Below are 14,413 nucleotides of genomic sequence, written 5' to 3'. Positions count from 1 at the left end.
GCCTGAATGGGCCAGTGAACGAACCCCGCCGAACCCTCACGGAAAGCCCCCGCCCCATGGACCCCAAACTGCTTGAACTGCTGGTCTGCCCCGTCACCAAAGGCCCCCTGACCTACGACCGCGAGGCGCAGGAACTCGTCTCCCGCAGTGCCCGCCTCGCCTACCCGGTGCGTGACGGCATTCCGGTGCTGCTGGAAAACGAAGCACGCACCCTGACCGACGAGGAACTGGAGCGGTGAGCACCGCCACCGCTGCCCCGGCAACTGCAAGCCCCTTCACGGTGCTGATCCCGGCGCGCATGGCATCGAGCCGCCTGCCGGACAAGCCGCTGGCCGACATCGCCGGGTTGCCCATGGTGGTGCGCGTGGCCCAGCGTGCTGCGCAAAGCGCCGCCACCCGCGTGGTGGTGGCCGCCGACGACGCCCGCATCCTGAAAGCCTGTGAGGCCCAGGGCGTGCAGGCGATCATGACCCGGCCCGACCACACCAGCGGCAGCGACCGACTGGCCGAAGCCTGTGCCCAGTTGGACCTTGAGGGCGACGACGTCGTGGTCAATGTGCAGGGCGACGAACCTCTGATGGACCCGGCCCTCATCAACGCCGTGGCTGGCCTGTTAGCCGCCCGGCCCGAAGCCAGCATGGGCACGGCCGCACACGCCATTGCTTCGCTGGCCGACGTCGCCAACCCCAATGTGGTGAAGGTGGTGCTGGACGCGCGGGGCCTGGCGCATTACTTCAGCCGCGCGCCCATTCCGTTTGCGCGCGACCATGCGGGCACCGCCTGGTGGCTGGGCGCTGCACAGTCTGCGGCCCCAGGTGTCGCAGCGCTGGCAGGTTTTGCGCCGTTGCGACATATCGGCATCTACAGCTACCGCGCCGGTTTCCTGCGGCAGTTTCCACAACTGCCACCCGCACCGACCGAGGTGGTCGAGGCACTGGAACAACTGCGCGCCCTCTGGCACGGCCACCGCATTGCGGTGCACCTGGCAGACAGGGCCCCTGGACCGGGCGTGGACACACCCGAAGATCTCGCACGGGTGCGCGCACTGCTGGGCTGAGGCCCCGGCCCACCCCGCAATGCCTTGCGGTGGCGCGGCCCTGGGGAAACAGTCGCCCATGTAAGTCAGCGCAAGGTGGTCACATGCTATCCTCAACTGTAACGAGAGCACCGCATCCCGGGCGCACAGAACGGCTTCAGGCGCCCTTCAAACGTCCCCGCCAGCGGCGCCAACCGATTTCTAACCTTCGAGGACTTCCATGAGACTGATTCTGTTGGGCGCGCCTGGCGCCGGAAAGGGCACGCAAGCCACGTTCATCTGCCAGAAGTACGGCATCCCGCAAATCTCCACCGGCGACATGCTGCGTGCAGCTGTCAAGGCCGGCACACCGCTGGGCCTGCAGGCCAAGGCCGTGATGGATTCGGGCGCCCTGGTCAGTGATGACATCATCATCGGTCTCGTCAAGGAACGCATCACGCAGCCTGACTGCGCAAAAGGCTTCCTGTTTGACGGGTTCCCCCGCACCATCCCCCAGGCCGACGCGATGAAGGCCGCAGGCGTCAAGCTCGACTACGTGCTCGAAATCGACGTGCCCTTCGATGCCATCATCGAACGCATGAGCGGTCGCCGCTCGCACCCCGCCAGCGGCCGCACTTACCACGTGAAGTTCAACCCCCCCAAAGTGGAAGGCAAGGACGACGTGACGGGCGAGGATCTGATCCAGCGCGAAGACGACAAGGAAGAAACCGTCAAAAAGCGCCTGCAGGTCTACAGCGACCAGACGCGCCCCCTGGTGGACTACTACGGCAACTGGGCCAAGGCAGAATCTGCTGCGGCCCCCAAGTACCGCGCCATCAGCGGCACAGGCAGCGTGGACGAGATCACGGCGCGCGCGCTGCAGGCCCTGGCCAGCTGAGACCAGTAAACAAGGCGGTCGCTGGCGCGGTCTCGGCCATACGGCCACGCTGATCGCTACGAACCGGCGACTCCCTGCACAGGGGCGTCGCCTTTTTTTATGGGGCCACCCTGCCAGTGCGCCAGCGCTGCCCGGCATCGGCTCCACCGCAGCGGCCTATCACCCCGGTGTGGGTACACCCGTCATGCCGGGCTGGACCGCAGCCCGTAGGCCTTGCCATCAACATACAGGTACTCAGCGCGCAGCACCGGGTCGCCCTTCTCCTCGCGCAAGGTGAACCCCACCACCGACACCTGGGCACCCGGCGGAATCTCTTGTACCTGCCACGCCTGCATGCGTGTGAGGGGCGCCAGCTCTACCTCCCAGAGCAGATCCTTGCGTGTGGGCAACACGGCCTTGGCCAGCAGCGCGCGGCCATCCACCGGCGCCGTCTGCGCAGGCACGGGGCGCTGTGCCAGATCAGCGGGCAGCTTCAAGCCAGCGGCAAGCTCCAGCGACAGCTGTGCATGGGGGTTTTGCCAGCGCACCTTGCGCACGGTACCTTCCAGGTAAATCGGGCGATCCGGGTCAAAACTGCTCCAGCCATGGTGCGCCTGAGCCCCCACAGGCCAGGCGGCAGCGGCGACAAGCAGGTGACGTCGTTGCAAACTCATAAAGCCCCCGAAGAAAAGAAGAACTGGACAGCTTTCACAGGTAGGCGATCCAGCGGCCACACACCACCACGGCCAGCCAGACCAGCGTGGAAGCCAGCATCTGTGCGCGGGCCAGGGCGTCGAGCCGCACGAGCGAATCACGCCCATGAAACCATGCGGCATTGCACCCGGCAAGCATTAACAACAGCATCTTCAAGGTGAATGCGCGGTTGCTGAGCAACTCGACGGGCTGGGTCGCAAACATCAGCAGGCCCGAGGCGGCTACCAGCCCAAAACCGCATAGCGCCAGCGACAGGCTCAGACGGGCCAGATCCTTCACCGGCAATGCCGCGCCCCGACCGAACACCCGCAGCTCCAGCAACACCAGGTTACCCAGCAAGAGCGCGATGCCCACGATATGCACCACCTCCAGCGCCGGATAGGCCCAGGCGTGCGTCTTGAGTGCTGCAAGCATGAATAAAGCAGCCAGTCCCGTCAGCGCACCAGCAGCAGGTCGAGCAGCAAGGCCACCCGCGCCTTCACCGGAGACAATCCCTGGGAATCAGGCAACACATCGCCAGGCTTGGGCAGCACCTGCCCTTCGGCGCACCGGGTGGCCCGCACCACCCGCACACCCGCATGCTGTGCCCGCAGCAAGGCAGCCTCCAGCGCATGGTGAATGGTCCCATTGCCGGTGCAGGCCACCACCAGCCCTCGCACCCCTGCGCGCACCAGCGCATCCACGGTCTGGGCCCGTGCGCCTGCGTGGTTCAGCACAACCTCCACCCAGGGCCATTCGGCGGCTTCAATTCCTGTTTTGATAGCAGAAAAGGCACGCCCAACAGGCGGAAGAGGCCAATTTTGCACAAGGCGAACTTGTCCCTCCTCCACCCATCCCAAGGGGCCGGCATCGCCCGAACTGAAGGCATGCACACGGTACGGGTGGACCTTCTGCACGCCACGGGCGGCATGAAGTTCTCCGGCCGCCACAGCCACCACCCCGGTGGCGCCGGGGGCGAGCACCACAGCCACCGCGTCCAGCAGGTTCTGCGGGCCATCGGGTGTCAGCGCCGTCGCAGGGCGCATGGCGCAGGTCAGCACCACAGGCTTCGTGGTGTTCAGCACCTCGTGCAAAAACCAGGCGGTTTCTTCCAGCGTGTCCGTGCCGTGGGTAATGACCAGGCCCCGCACGTCCGGGTCTGCCAGGTGGTGCGCACAGCGCTGGGCCAGCGCTCGCCACACGCCGTCGTCCATGTCCTTGCTGTCCACCTGGGCCACCTGCTCAGCCACCAGCATGCCGCCAGCCAGCGCCAGCAGGCCCGGCACGGCGGCCAGCAATTGCTCCACCCCCACCTGGGCTGCGGTGTAGCCGATGTTGTCCCCCGCCTGTGCCGAGGTGCCCGCGATGGTGCCCCCTGTGCCCAAAACCACAATTTTTTGCCCGCTCACTTGCATACTCCGAAAAACTGATGAAAAATACAGTTACTGGATTAAAAAACAGTTGTTCATCACTGTAACCTCCGCCACCGGAAACCACCATGCTCGACAACCCCAAACTCACCGCCCGCCAGCAGCAGATCCTGGACCTCATCCAGACCGCCATTGCACGCACTGGCGCGCCTCCGACCCGCGCTGAAATCGCGGCAGAGCTTGGATTCAAATCAGCCAACGCCGCCGAAGAACACCTGCAAGCACTGGCCCGCAAAGGGGTGATCGAGCTGGTCAGCGGCACATCGCGGGGCATTCGCCTGCGCGGCGACACGGTGCGCTCCATCAACGCAGCGCGTGGCAGTCAGTTCAGCCTGCCGATTCCGGGCCTGTCGCAGCTGGTGCTGCCCCTGGTAGGGCGCGTGGCAGCGGGGTCGCCCATTCTCGCGCAGGAACATGTGGACCAGACCTACAGCGTGGAAAACAGCCTCTTCCAGCACAAGCCCGACTACCTGCTCAAGGTGCGCGGCATGTCCATGCGCGACGCCGGCATCATGGACGGCGACCTGCTGGCAGTACAGTCCACCCGCGAAGCCCGCAACGGCCAGATCATCGTGGCACGGCTGGGTGACGACGTCACCGTCAAGCGCCTGCGCCGCACCTCCACCGCCATCGAGCTCTTGCCCGAAAACCCCGACTATCCGGTGATCGTGGTCCAGCCCGGCGAGCCCTTCGAAATCGAGGGCTTGGCTGTGGGGCTCATCCGCAACACCATGCTGATGTAGGCAGCTACGTTTAGGTTGCACTGTGGGTGGCGGGCGTTTGGTGGGCTGGGCACAGCACACCAGCCCTGCAGTGCGGACCCCATGCCATGCCACCAGCCCTACCAGCGCGGCGACGTTGTTAGTCTTGTGATGCCAGTCTCTTGCAACGCAAGCGCCAGCACGTCCGCCATGGTTCGGCAAAAAGCATGGCTTGAAATGTCTTTGCAATCCTGCCTGTGTTCGACCCCCGACCTTCGGAGTTTTCACATGGGACTTGCCTTGTTCAACCTTGCCGCCCTTCAAAATCCGCTGCGCGGCCTGAAGCGCCTACTCGCACACCCTGCTCGTTCAAAAGCTGCTGCAGACACAAGTGCTGCAGCACTGGGCCACCAGCGTCCGCCTGTCACGCAAGAGCCACGGCCACTGCGTGGCAACTGGCCTTTTACGGTCAGGCCTCCGCTGCGCCCCGCAGAAACTCCCACCCGCCGTCCAGCACCATCGGGCAGGTCTTTTCTGCCCATGGCCATCCCCACGGGCAGCCACCGCCCAGCATTTTTATCGGCACGGCCCACTGATTCGAGTGCAAGCAGCCTGCGGTCACCCAAGGTCCTGCGGCGGGTGTCCGACCCTGGCACCGGCCGCCTGGTGATTGCAGGCCGCATGGCCGATGTGTGCGCTGAGCTGGACCGCATGGCGGCCTCCGAAGCCATACGTGCCTGAAACCTGTTGGAAGACTTTTTCGAGGTTCGTAATGCAGCCATTACAGCGATGGACGTGCATACCTTGAAGGCGCAGCGCAAGCTTGCGCCCCATCAAACAGCCAGGACGCCAACGCTTCACATCCATCGGTCCGATTTCATGCCACCCGGTCGGGGCAATGCCTTGCCGGGCAGCACCAACACTCCGTCACCAAAAGCCGGAGTTTTTGTTGCACCAAGCGGCCACCTGGTGCCAGGCCGAATCCTCGCCAAGGCACAATATCAGCATGAATATTGTGATTCTCGACGACTACCAGGATGCAGTGCGCAAACTGCATTGCGCCTCCCGGCTCGACGCGTACACCGCCAAGGTTTACACCAACACCGTCAAGGGGCTGGGCCAACTCTCCGTGCGGCTTAAAGATGCTGACATCATCGTACTGGTGCGGGAACGCACCCAGATCACCCGCCAACTCGTCGAGAAGCTGCCGCGCCTCAAGCTCATCGCACAAACGGGCAAGGTTGGCAGCCACGTTGATGTGGCCGCCTGCACCGAGCGCGGCATTGCCGTTGCAGAAGGCGTGGGCTCTCCGGTCGCGCCCGCCGAGTTGACATGGGCGCTGGTCATGGCCTCCATGCGCAGGCTGCCCCAGTACATCTCCAACCTCAAGCATGGCGCTTGGCAACAGTCAGGATTGAAGACCGCGTCCATGCCCGCCAATTTTGGGCTGGGAAACGTGTTGCGCGGCAAAACCCTCGGCATCTGGGGCTATGGACGCATCGGGCAGCTGGTGGCCGGCTATGGCCGGGCGTTTGGAATGAATGTGCGCGTCTGGGGCCGCGAGGGCTCACGTGCGCAGGCATTGACCGATGGCTACCAGGCGGCAACAACGCGCGAGGAGTTCTTCTCCCAATGCGACGTGATCTCGCTGCACCTGCGCCTGAATGATGAAACCCGGGGCATCATTTCCCTCGAAGACCTGTCGTGCATGAAGCCCACCTCTCTGCTGGTCAACACCTCGCGTGCAGAACTCATTGAACCCGACGCGCTGATTGCCGCCCTGAACCGGGGACGCCCTGGCATGGCGGCAGTCGATGTGTTTGAGAGCGAACCCATTCTGCAAGGCCACGCCTTGCTGCGGCTGGAAAACTGCATCTGCACGCCGCACATTGGGTATGTCGAACAGGACAGCTACGAGCTGTACTTTGGCGCAGCCTTTGACAACGTGGTGAACTTCATAAAGGGCACACCGACCAACATCGTGAACCCTGGCTCATTGCAAGTGCGACGGTAGGCCACAGCCTCCCAGCGGCAAGAGGCCCAGACCGAAGGTTGTCTCGCACCCGCACTTCGCAACGAAAAAGGCTTCCCGAGGGAAGCCTTTTTTTTTTTGCAAGGCACCTCAGTGCCTTGCAAATGAAGACTCTCCATTACAGAGGGGTCTTCTTGCCGTCCTTGTAAACGTACAGCGTGATAGCGGGGTTCTTCATTTCACCGTTGGGCTCGAAGGCGATCGTGGAGGTCACACCCTTGAAGTTGGACTTGGCCAACTCAGGCGTGTAGACCTTGGGGTCCACGGAGTTGGCGCGCTTCATGGCGTCCACGATCAGGAAGGTAGCGTCGTAGGTGTAGGGGCTGTAAACTTGGAACTGGTTGGGGTACTTGGCGTCGTACTTGGCTTTCCAGGCCGTGCCACCAGGCATCTTGGCCAGCGAGGAACCACCTTCAGCGCAGATCACGTTGCCCAGGGTCTTGGCACCGGCAGCCAGCTTGGCGATTTCAGAAGTGCAGATGCCGTCACCACCGAAGTACTTGACGTTGCCCATGCCCAGCTGCTCCATCTGACGCAGCATCGGGCCACCTTGGGGGTCCATGCCACCGTAGAAGATCGCGTCGGGGTTCTTAGCCTTGATGGCGGTCAGGATCGCCATGAAGTCGGTGGCTTTGTCGGTCGTGAACTGCTCGTCCACCACTTTCATGCCCTTGGCTGTAGCCGTCTTCTTGAACACGTCTGCCACGCCTTGGCCGTAAGCGGTACGGTCGTCGATGATGGCAACGGTCTTGAGCTTCAGCGTATCAACAGCGTAGAACGCCAAGCCAGCGCCCAAGGCGTTGTCGTTGGCGATGATACGGAAGGTGGTCTTGTAACCGGGCTTGGTCAGGTTGGGGTTGGTTGCAGCGCCGGTGACATGGGGAATGCCGCAGTCGTTGTAGACCTTGGAAGCCGGGATAGTGGTACCGGAGTTGAGGTGGCCAACCACGCCAGCAACCTTCGCATCGCACAGCTTCTGTGCAGCAGCGGTGCCCTGTTTTGGATCAGCAGCGTCGTCTTCCGCGACCAATTCGAACTTGATCTTCTTGCCACCGATAGTGACACCTTGAGCGTTCAGCTCTTCAATGGCCATGCGGGCGCCATTTTCGTTGTCCTTGCCGTAGTGGGCTTGGGCGCCGGAAACCGGAGCCACGTGGCCGATCTTGACCACCTGCTCTTGTGCAGAGGCCACACCAGCTGCAGCTGCGATAGCAGCAACCACGGTCAGTTTCAACTTCAATTGCATATCAATCTCCAGTAAAGATAAACGCTGAGAATGTTCTTGTGTCTCAACGCAGGCGAACATATCGCAATTTACGGGCCAGATCATTAGGGAACACGATTAAATGCGGGGGAAACCACAAGGGAATACCCTGTCATCCCTTGCTGACCGTTGGCGCACCGCTAGCCAACTCCTCGGCCACTGCTTCGTACACCGCATGGCGGACCACGGATTCGATCTCTTCCCGCAGCCTGGGCAACACCGATCTTGTCTGTTCTTGCACCACCGTGGCGATCGCATCGCGCAAACGTTGATCCAGTACAACGTCCACACGCTGCATGACACGGTGCACCATGTACTCCTCCATGCCCTCGGGCAGGGGGGGCGCCAACGCAGGCGACGCTACAAGGGCCGCAGGCGAGGCCCTGGGCATAGTTCCAGTCGCACCTGGGATCAGCTGCCGACTCCCGGGTGCTAGAGCCCCACTGGCCTGCGTACGCGCAACGCCCACTGCGCTTGCAGACATCGAAGCAGGGGCACTCGCGGGCCGAGGAGCTGCGGGCAATGGAGCACCATGTGTTTGCCGAGAACTCACAGTTGGCACACCCTGCGGGGGTGGCATGACTGTGGTGCGCGCACGGGGCTCCACCGGAACAGGCGCCTGCGATGTAGCAGGCACCTGCACCACTTCGGTGAGTGTGGGCACAAAACGGGGAGGCACCTTGGGAGGGGTGGCCATCAGCCGCCTTTCAGCACCAGATCATGGCGCGTGATTGCGTAACCCCTGGAGGCATAGTGGCGCCAACGCGCGCGCGCCTCCGCACGATCGGCTTCGTCATGGGCACTTACTACCTCTACCAGCCGGTCAAACCGCCCGAAGCCTTCAGGGACTTCCGTGTTGAGATTCAACAGCACCTCGCGGTGCGCAGACGACCGCGCATCGACCGCCAGCAACACCGGGGACGCCAGCACCAGCTCCTCGTCTGCATCGCTGCGGCAGTGGGCCACAAAGTCCTGGGGCGCCATGGCCCAGAGCATGCGGTCCAGGGTCTCCAGCGACTCGGCCGGCGCCGTAATCACCAGACGCGCCCCACTGCGCTGCACCTTGCGCGCAAAACGGCACGCATAGGCCAGCTTGTCGGGCGCATTGAAGTGGAAGGCAACCTCTGTCATGGCTTGCCCGCTCGATCAGGCTGCCTTGGCCCGGGGGGTGCGCTTGGTCGATGGCTTGGCGGCAGCACGGGGTGCGGGCGCTGCCTTGCCCACCTTGGTGTGGGCCTGGGCCAGCAGATAGTGCACCAACAAACCCACAGGTCGCCCTGTGGAACCTTTGGCCGCACCACCGCGCCAGGCCGTGCCGGCAATGTCCAGGTGTGCCCAGGGCATGTCGCCCACAAACTTCTGCAGGAACTTGGCGGCCGTGATCGAACCGCCCGCCCGCCCGGCAACATTGCCCATGTCGGCAAAGTTGCTCTTGAGGCCCTCGGCATAGTCGTCATCCAGCGGCATGCGCCAGCAGGGGTCTTGCGCGGATTCGCCGGCATCTTGCAGTGCGGTGGCCAATCCATCGTTGTTGGCAAACAGGCCGCTGCGCACGCCACCCAGTGCAATCACGCAGGCGCCGGTCAGGGTGGCAATGTCCACCACGGCAGCAGGCTTGAAGCGCGCCGCATAGGTCAGCGCATCACACAGCACCAGGCGGCCTTCCGCATCAGTGTTCAATATCTCAATGGTCTGGCCGCTCATGCTGGTAACCACATCACCGGGCTTCACGGCACGACCATCCGGCATGTTCTCGCAGGCCGGAATCAGCCCCACCACGTTGATGGCAGGTTGCAGCTCGCCCAGGGCGCGGAACGTGCCCAACACGCTGGCTGCGCCACACATGTCAAACTTCATCTCGTCCATCTCGGGCGCAGGTTTGATCGAAATGCCACCGGTGTCAAAGGTAATGCCCTTGCCCACCAGCACCACAGGTGCCTTGTCCTTGGCGGCGCCGTTGTAGCGCAGTTCAATAAAACGCAGCGGCTCCTCCGAGCCGCGGGCAACGGCCATGAAAGCGCCCATCCCCAGGCGACTGACCTCGGCCGGGCCATGGACCTTGCACTGAATGCGCGGCAGCTTGGCCAGCGTCTTGGCAGCATCGGCCAGAAGGCTGGGCGTTGCATGGTTGGCCGGGCGGTTGCCCCATTCACGCGCAAACTCCACCCCCGCCACCAGCGCCACACCCCGATCAAAACCTTCACGCACCTCGGTGGGGCTGGAGACACCAATCACACAGCGGCCCAGGCTGCGCGCCTCCACCTTGGATTTTGTGGAGGTGTATACATAACTGGCTTCGGCCACTGCCTGCACAGTGGCGCACACAGCGTCCGCAGAGGCGACACCCGCCCAACAAAGCGCCACCCGCTTGGTTTGAGGGGCCTTGATTGCGCCGCTCACTGCCAGCACGGCCTGACGAAGCGCGCGGGCAGAGCCATCGCCCCCACCGACCAGCACCACACGGCGCGCTGCCACGGCGGGCGCCTGGTACAGCTGCAGCTGCTTGCCTGCCTTCAGCGAAAGATCTCCGTTCTTGAGTGCCAGCGCCGCCAGGGCAGAGAGGGCGTCTGCCCCCGGCTTGAAGCCCTCGGGAATCATCACCACCAGCAGGTCGCATTTCTCCGAAGCGGCCGCTGTCAAATCCAGGGTCTTGAGATCAAAGTTCATAATCGGTGTTTTCCTTATGAGCGGGCCATGCGCTTTGATGCGCACGCAAAAATGCATAGCACGCGCTGAGCCAATGTTATTCGATTCATCCATTCGCAAAGAGCTGGCACGCAGCTTCGGCGCGACGCTTGTAGTGCTGGTGACCGTGGTCATGACCATGATGCTCATCCGTACCCTGGGCCAGGCCTCCAAAGGCAGCGTGAGCCCCTCCGATGTGATGCTGGTTATGGGCTTCACCGTATTGGGGCAGTTGCCCATCATCCTGAGCCTGAGCCTGTTCATTGCCGTAGTCGGCACCCTCTCGCGCATGTACCGCGACAGCGAAATGGTGATCTGGTTCGCCAGCGGTCGGGGCCTGCTGAGCCTGGTCAAGCCCTTGCTGCGGTTTGCCTGGCCCGTGATGGTGGTGATCGCCGTGCTGTCGCTGCTGGTCTGGCCCTGGGCAAACTCGCAGATCCAAGAACTTAAGACCCGTTACGAACAACGCAGCGACATCGACCGCATCGCTCCCGGCGAATTCCAGGAGTCATCCAATGGCAGCAGGGTGTTCTTCATCGACAAAGACAGCCCCGACACACAGGCCGCCAATAACGTCTTCATCGCTGCCAACGACGGCACACGCGAGTCCGTCACCTCGGCACGCAGCGCACGGCAGGAGACCAGGGAAGGAGAGCGCATGGTGCTGCTCAGCAACGGCCAGCGACTGGAGACCTCGCGCGACAAGCCCGGCGTCAAAATCAGCGACTTCTCCGAATACGGCACCCGCATCGGCGCCGCCTCGCCGGGCTCCGCCGAAGAGCTTGCCGTGAAGACCCGCACCACCCTCGACCTGCTCATGCAGCCCCTACCCGCCTACCGGGCTGAGCTGGGCTGGCGCCTGGGACTGGCACTGGCCGCTCTCAACTTTGTGCTGCTGGGCCTGGCCGTAGCCAGTGCCAATCCACGCGCCGCACGCAGCACCAGCCTGGTGTTTGCACTCTTCGGGTTCATTGTCTATTACAACCTCATGACCCTGGGCCAAAGCTGGGTGGGTGCCGGTCGGCTGGGCCTGGCAAGCTTCATGGTGCTGCTGCACGGCGGCATGCTGGCCGTATCACTGCTGGTGCTGGCGGTGCGGCACAACCAATGGACCGTGCGCCACTTGCTGCCTCCCCACCCTTCGCGGGCCACCCAGCCGCAGGGAGGGCTGCCCGTATGAAGACCATCCGCCGCCTGATCCACCGCGAGGCCCTGTCTGCCGTCACCTTCGTCACGGTGGGCTTTCTGGCTCTGTTCTTCTTCTTCGACTTGGTGGATGAACTGCGCTGGGTGGGCCGTACAGGGGCCGAGGGCTACCAGCTCTCGCATGCGCTCTTGTTTGTGGTGCTCAGCATTCCCAGCCACCTCTATGAACTGCTGCCCATCACCGTACTCATCGGCACCATTTTTGTGATGGCGCGCCTGGCCCAAAGTTCCGAATTCACCATCATGCGCACCAGCGGCATGGGCCCCTGGCGCGCGCTGCGTACTCTTCTCACTCTGGGCGGAGTGTTTGTGTTGCTGACTTTTACCGTGGGCGACTATCTGGCCCCGCTCACCGACCGTACGGCCCAGCTCATCAAGGTGCGCTACCTTGGCAAACTGACCACCGGTGCCACAGGCGCCTGGCTCAAGGAACGGCAGGACAATCACTCTTTTGCCGTCAACGTGCGCGCCCTCACGCCCAACGGCGGCATGCTGGATGTGCGCATCTTCGAGTTCGATGACAAAGGGCGCCTCGCCTCGCAGACCCGGGCCGCTTCGGGCCAGTTCGGCTCGGACGGCGCCTGGGCGCTCACGAACGTGCAGCGCAGCCGCTTTGAACATCACAGCGCTACCGACAACAAAGGCGAGGCGCGGGTAGAACACCTGGACGCCCCCAGCCTGCAGTGGCCCACACGCATCAGCGCCGACATGGTGTCCGCCTCCTTGCTCAAGCCCGACCGCATGGCCACGCTCGACCTGTTCCAGTTCATCCGACACCTGAACGCCAACGGCCAGTCAGCACAAAAGTACGAGATCGAGTTCTGGCGCAAGGTGTTCTACCCCCTCTCCTGCCTGGTGATGGTGGTGCTGGCCCTGCCCTTTGCCTATCTGCATTTCCGCTCGGGCGGCATTGCAGGCTACGTGTTTGGCGGGGTCATGGCCGGCATCAGCTTCTTCCTTCTGAACAACGTCTTCGGCTACGCAGGCAATCTGCAGAACTGGTCGCCCATGCTCACGGCGGCTGCGCCGGGGCTGATTTATTCCGTGCTATCTCTGGCCGCCTTTGGCTGGCTGGTGCTTCGGCGCTGACCGCAACAGCACACCATCCCACAACCATGCACCACGCCATCGTCCTGTTCTCGCACGGCTCCCGCGACCCGCTGTGGCGCGCCCCCCTCGAGGCCGTGGCCGCGCGCATCGCCGCGCAGCACCCCTCGCGTCCGGTGGCTTGCGCCTACCTGGAGCTGAGCACCCCCAGCCTGTCAGATGCCACCCGGCAGCTCGTCAACCAGGGCGCCACCCACATCTCGATCGTCCCCATGTTCTTGGGCACAGGCAAACACGCACGCGAAGACCTGCCCGTGCTGGTGCAGGAACTACATGTTGCCCACCCCGGCGTACAGTTCCACGTCCAGGCCGCCATCGGCGAAGACCCACGCATGACCGCCTTGATGGCCGATATCGCCTGTGAGGCCCCGCTGGACTGAAAATTCTGTGGATACATTCGATAGCACTTAGAAGATTACAGCATAATGATGCAAATCTTTAGGTGATATTTGATATGAATCTGCACCAATTCCGCTTCGTTCAAGAGGCGGCGCGCCGCAACCTCAACCTGACCGAAGCCGCCAAGGCCCTGCACACCTCGCAACCCGGGGTGTCCAAAGCCATCATCGAGTTGGAGGAAGAACTGGGCGTGGACATCTTTGCCCGCCACGGCAAGCGCCTCAAGCGCATCACCGAACCCGGCCAGCATGTGCTCAAGAGCATCGAGGTCATCATGCGAGAAGTGGGCAACTTGAAGCGCATTGGCGAACAATTCAGCGCCCAGGACAGCGGCACCCTCAGCATCGCTACTACCCACACCCAGGCCCGTTACGTGCTACCAGTGCCCGTGGCGCGCCTTCGCGAGGCCTACCCCAAAGTCAATGTGAGCCTGCACCAAGCCACACCGCATGAAGTGGCCCGAATGATCATCGACGAGGTGGCCGAGATCGGCATGGCCACCGAATCCCTGGCCGACTACCCGGAACTCGTCACCCTGCCCTGCTATGAATGGCAGCACGTGCTAGTCGTGCCCAACGACCATCCGTTGGCTCAAAAGGAGCGCATCGGCCTGGACGACCTGGCGCACGAAGCACTCATCACCTACCACCCATCGTTCACCGGGCGCGGCAAGATCGACCAAGCCTTTGCCGCCCGCAAGCTGCAGCCTCGCATCGTGCTCGAAGCCATCGACTCCGATGTGATCAAGACCTATGTGCGCCTGGGCCTGGGCATTGGCATCGTGGCCGAGATGGCCATGCGCGACGACCCCTTGGGCGATCTGGTGGTGCGCCCCGTGGGCCATCTGTTCGGCCAGAGCGTGGCGCGCGTCGCCTTCAAGCGCGGTGCTTACCTGCGCAACTTCGTCTACAAATTTGCCGAGTTGCTCAGCGACCGGCTGAGCCGCGAACTGATCGCCCGCGCGATGACCGGCCACGTCAACGACTACGAGCTGTAACCCAAGC

Annotated in this window: 17 protein-coding genes; 10 read left to right on the top strand and 7 right to left on the bottom strand. The window is 63.2% G+C overall.

Annotated elements, in window-relative coordinates:
* The first annotated feature begins 56 nt into the window (after nt 1-56).
* The 3 genes from DBR12_RS04895 (at nt 57) to adk (ending at nt 1,913) form a co-directional block, all read left to right on the top strand.
* Nucleotides 57-239 (top strand): Trm112 family protein, encoded by a 183-nt coding sequence (locus DBR12_RS04895; RefSeq protein ID WP_056165650.1) that lies wholly within the window; start codon nt 57-59, stop codon nt 237-239.
* The gene (gene kdsB, locus DBR12_RS04890) at nt 236-1,057 is read left to right on the top strand and encodes a 3-deoxy-manno-octulosonate cytidylyltransferase (RefSeq protein ID WP_255575905.1); all 822 of its coding nucleotides are present in this window, start codon (nt 236-238) and stop codon (nt 1,055-1,057) included. Before DBR12_RS04895 ends, kdsB begins: the two co-directional genes overlap by 4 nt.
* Nucleotides 1,058-1,256: 199 nt before the next feature.
* Nucleotides 1,257-1,913: an adenylate kinase gene (adk, locus tag DBR12_RS04885; protein ID WP_108616221.1), complete on the top strand. Its 657-nt coding sequence runs from the start codon at nt 1,257-1,259 to the stop codon at nt 1,911-1,913.
* A gap of 182 nt (nt 1,914-2,095) precedes the next feature.
* Here adk and DBR12_RS04880 read toward each other — a convergent pair whose 3' ends face one another.
* The 3 genes from DBR12_RS04880 to DBR12_RS04870 are packed head-to-tail and all read right to left on the bottom strand — an operon-like array spanning nt 2,096 to nt 4,000.
* On the bottom strand, nt 2,096-2,566 hold the full coding sequence (locus DBR12_RS04880) for a DUF6152 family protein (protein ID WP_108616220.1): 471 nt from the start codon (nt 2,564-2,566) through the stop codon (nt 2,096-2,098).
* A 34-nt stretch (nt 2,567-2,600) separates the two neighbouring features.
* Complete coding sequence (locus tag DBR12_RS04875; protein WP_108616219.1) at nt 2,601-3,020, bottom strand: hypothetical protein; 420 nt, start codon at nt 3,018-3,020, stop codon at nt 2,601-2,603.
* A 20-nt stretch (nt 3,021-3,040) separates the two neighbouring features.
* On the bottom strand, nt 3,041-4,000 hold the full coding sequence (locus DBR12_RS04870; protein ID WP_108616218.1) for an asparaginase: 960 nt from the start codon (nt 3,998-4,000) through the stop codon (nt 3,041-3,043).
* A gap of 83 nt (nt 4,001-4,083) precedes the next feature.
* Here DBR12_RS04870 and lexA point away from each other — a divergent pair, with 83 nt between their 5' ends.
* From lexA to DBR12_RS04855, 3 genes are all read left to right on the top strand, one after another.
* On the top strand, nt 4,084-4,758 hold the full coding sequence (gene lexA, locus DBR12_RS04865; protein WP_108616217.1) for a transcriptional repressor LexA: 675 nt from the start codon (nt 4,084-4,086) through the stop codon (nt 4,756-4,758).
* A 498-nt stretch (nt 4,759-5,256) separates the two neighbouring features.
* Nucleotides 5,257-5,457, top strand: coding sequence for a hypothetical protein (locus DBR12_RS04860; RefSeq protein WP_108616216.1), 201 nt, complete (start codon nt 5,257-5,259; stop codon nt 5,455-5,457).
* A 265-nt stretch (nt 5,458-5,722) separates the two neighbouring features.
* Nucleotides 5,723-6,730, top strand: a complete 1,008-nt coding sequence (locus DBR12_RS04855) for a D-2-hydroxyacid dehydrogenase family protein (RefSeq protein ID WP_108616215.1) — start codon at nt 5,723-5,725, stop codon at nt 6,728-6,730.
* Between the two features lie 136 nt (nt 6,731-6,866).
* On the opposite strand, the gene DBR12_RS04850 is transcribed toward DBR12_RS04855, so the two are convergent.
* The 4 genes from DBR12_RS04850 to DBR12_RS04835 all read right to left on the bottom strand — a co-directional run bounded on the left by DBR12_RS04850 (nt 6,867) and on the right by DBR12_RS04835 (nt 10,679).
* The gene (locus DBR12_RS04850; RefSeq protein ID WP_108616214.1) at nt 6,867-7,994 is read right to left on the bottom strand and encodes a branched-chain amino acid ABC transporter substrate-binding protein; all 1,128 of its coding nucleotides are present in this window, start codon (nt 7,992-7,994) and stop codon (nt 6,867-6,869) included.
* Between the two features lie 130 nt (nt 7,995-8,124).
* Nucleotides 8,125-8,403, bottom strand: coding sequence for a hypothetical protein (locus DBR12_RS22545; protein ID WP_233244305.1), 279 nt, complete (start codon nt 8,401-8,403; stop codon nt 8,125-8,127).
* A gap of 305 nt (nt 8,404-8,708) precedes the next feature.
* Nucleotides 8,709-9,143, bottom strand: a complete 435-nt coding sequence (locus DBR12_RS04840; RefSeq protein WP_108616212.1) for a DNA polymerase III subunit chi — start codon at nt 9,141-9,143, stop codon at nt 8,709-8,711.
* A gap of 15 nt (nt 9,144-9,158) precedes the next feature.
* Nucleotides 9,159-10,679 carry a leucyl aminopeptidase gene (locus tag DBR12_RS04835; protein WP_108616211.1) on the bottom strand — a complete coding sequence of 507 codons (1,521 nt, stop codon included), beginning with the start codon at nt 10,677-10,679 and terminating at the stop codon, nt 9,159-9,161.
* Nucleotides 10,680-10,752: 73 nt separating this feature from the next.
* Between DBR12_RS04835 and lptF the strand changes: the two genes are divergently transcribed.
* From lptF to DBR12_RS04815, 4 genes are all read left to right on the top strand, one after another.
* A complete protein-coding gene (gene lptF, locus DBR12_RS04830; protein WP_108616210.1) occupies nt 10,753-11,877 on the top strand; it encodes an LPS export ABC transporter permease LptF in 1,125 nt (374 codons plus the stop codon).
* Complete coding sequence (lptG, locus tag DBR12_RS04825; protein ID WP_108616209.1) at nt 11,874-12,992, top strand: LPS export ABC transporter permease LptG; 1,119 nt, start codon at nt 11,874-11,876, stop codon at nt 12,990-12,992. Before lptF ends, lptG begins: the two co-directional genes overlap by 4 nt.
* A 26-nt stretch (nt 12,993-13,018) precedes the next feature.
* Complete coding sequence (locus DBR12_RS04820; protein ID WP_108616208.1) at nt 13,019-13,390, top strand: sirohydrochlorin chelatase; 372 nt, start codon at nt 13,019-13,021, stop codon at nt 13,388-13,390.
* Between the two features lie 74 nt (nt 13,391-13,464).
* The gene (locus DBR12_RS04815) at nt 13,465-14,406 is read left to right on the top strand and encodes a CysB family HTH-type transcriptional regulator (protein ID WP_108616207.1); all 942 of its coding nucleotides are present in this window, start codon (nt 13,465-13,467) and stop codon (nt 14,404-14,406) included.
* Nucleotides 14,407-14,413: the final 7 nt, after the last annotated feature.

The sequence above is a fragment of the Acidovorax sp. HMWF029 genome (assembly GCF_003060895.1).
Lineage (GTDB): Bacteria > Pseudomonadota > Gammaproteobacteria > Burkholderiales > Burkholderiaceae_C > Acidovorax.
Note: the sequence above shows the minus strand (reverse complement) of the source record. Positions and strands in the feature narration are given on the sequence as shown.

Excerpts from the sequence above, each read along its gene's own strand:
- lptG (WP_108616209.1), top strand. The coding sequence starts at position 11,874 with ATGAAGACCATCCGCCGCCTGATCCACCGCGAGGCCCTGTCTGCCGTC.
- DBR12_RS04895 (WP_056165650.1), top strand. The coding sequence starts at position 57 with ATGGACCCCAAACTGCTTGAACTGCTGGTCTGCCCCGTCACCAAAGGC.
- lptF (WP_108616210.1), top strand. The coding sequence starts at position 10,753 with ATGTTATTCGATTCATCCATTCGCAAAGAGCTGGCACGCAGCTTCGGC.
- DBR12_RS04850 (WP_108616214.1), bottom strand. The coding sequence starts at position 7,994 with ATGCAATTGAAGTTGAAACTGACCGTGGTTGCTGCTATCGCAGCTGCA.
- DBR12_RS04880 (WP_108616220.1), bottom strand. The coding sequence starts at position 2,566 with ATGAGTTTGCAACGACGTCACCTGCTTGTCGCCGCTGCCGCCTGGCCT.
- DBR12_RS04860 (WP_108616216.1), top strand. The coding sequence starts at position 5,257 with ATGGCCATCCCCACGGGCAGCCACCGCCCAGCATTTTTATCGGCACGG.
- DBR12_RS04820 (WP_108616208.1), top strand. The coding sequence starts at position 13,019 with ATGCACCACGCCATCGTCCTGTTCTCGCACGGCTCCCGCGACCCGCTG.
- DBR12_RS04815 (WP_108616207.1), top strand. The coding sequence starts at position 13,465 with ATGAATCTGCACCAATTCCGCTTCGTTCAAGAGGCGGCGCGCCGCAAC.
- lexA (WP_108616217.1), top strand. The coding sequence starts at position 4,084 with ATGCTCGACAACCCCAAACTCACCGCCCGCCAGCAGCAGATCCTGGAC.
- DBR12_RS04875 (WP_108616219.1), bottom strand. The coding sequence starts at position 3,020 with ATGCTTGCAGCACTCAAGACGCACGCCTGGGCCTATCCGGCGCTGGAG.
- DBR12_RS04835 (WP_108616211.1), bottom strand. The coding sequence starts at position 10,679 with ATGAACTTTGATCTCAAGACCCTGGATTTGACAGCGGCCGCTTCGGAG.
- DBR12_RS22545 (WP_233244305.1), bottom strand. The coding sequence starts at position 8,403 with ATGCCCAGGGCCTCGCCTGCGGCCCTTGTAGCGTCGCCTGCGTTGGCG.
- DBR12_RS04870 (WP_108616218.1), bottom strand. The coding sequence starts at position 4,000 with ATGCAAGTGAGCGGGCAAAAAATTGTGGTTTTGGGCACAGGGGGCACC.
- DBR12_RS04840 (WP_108616212.1), bottom strand. The coding sequence starts at position 9,143 with ATGACAGAGGTTGCCTTCCACTTCAATGCGCCCGACAAGCTGGCCTAT.
- DBR12_RS04855 (WP_108616215.1), top strand. The coding sequence starts at position 5,723 with ATGAATATTGTGATTCTCGACGACTACCAGGATGCAGTGCGCAAACTG.
- adk (WP_108616221.1), top strand. The coding sequence starts at position 1,257 with ATGAGACTGATTCTGTTGGGCGCGCCTGGCGCCGGAAAGGGCACGCAA.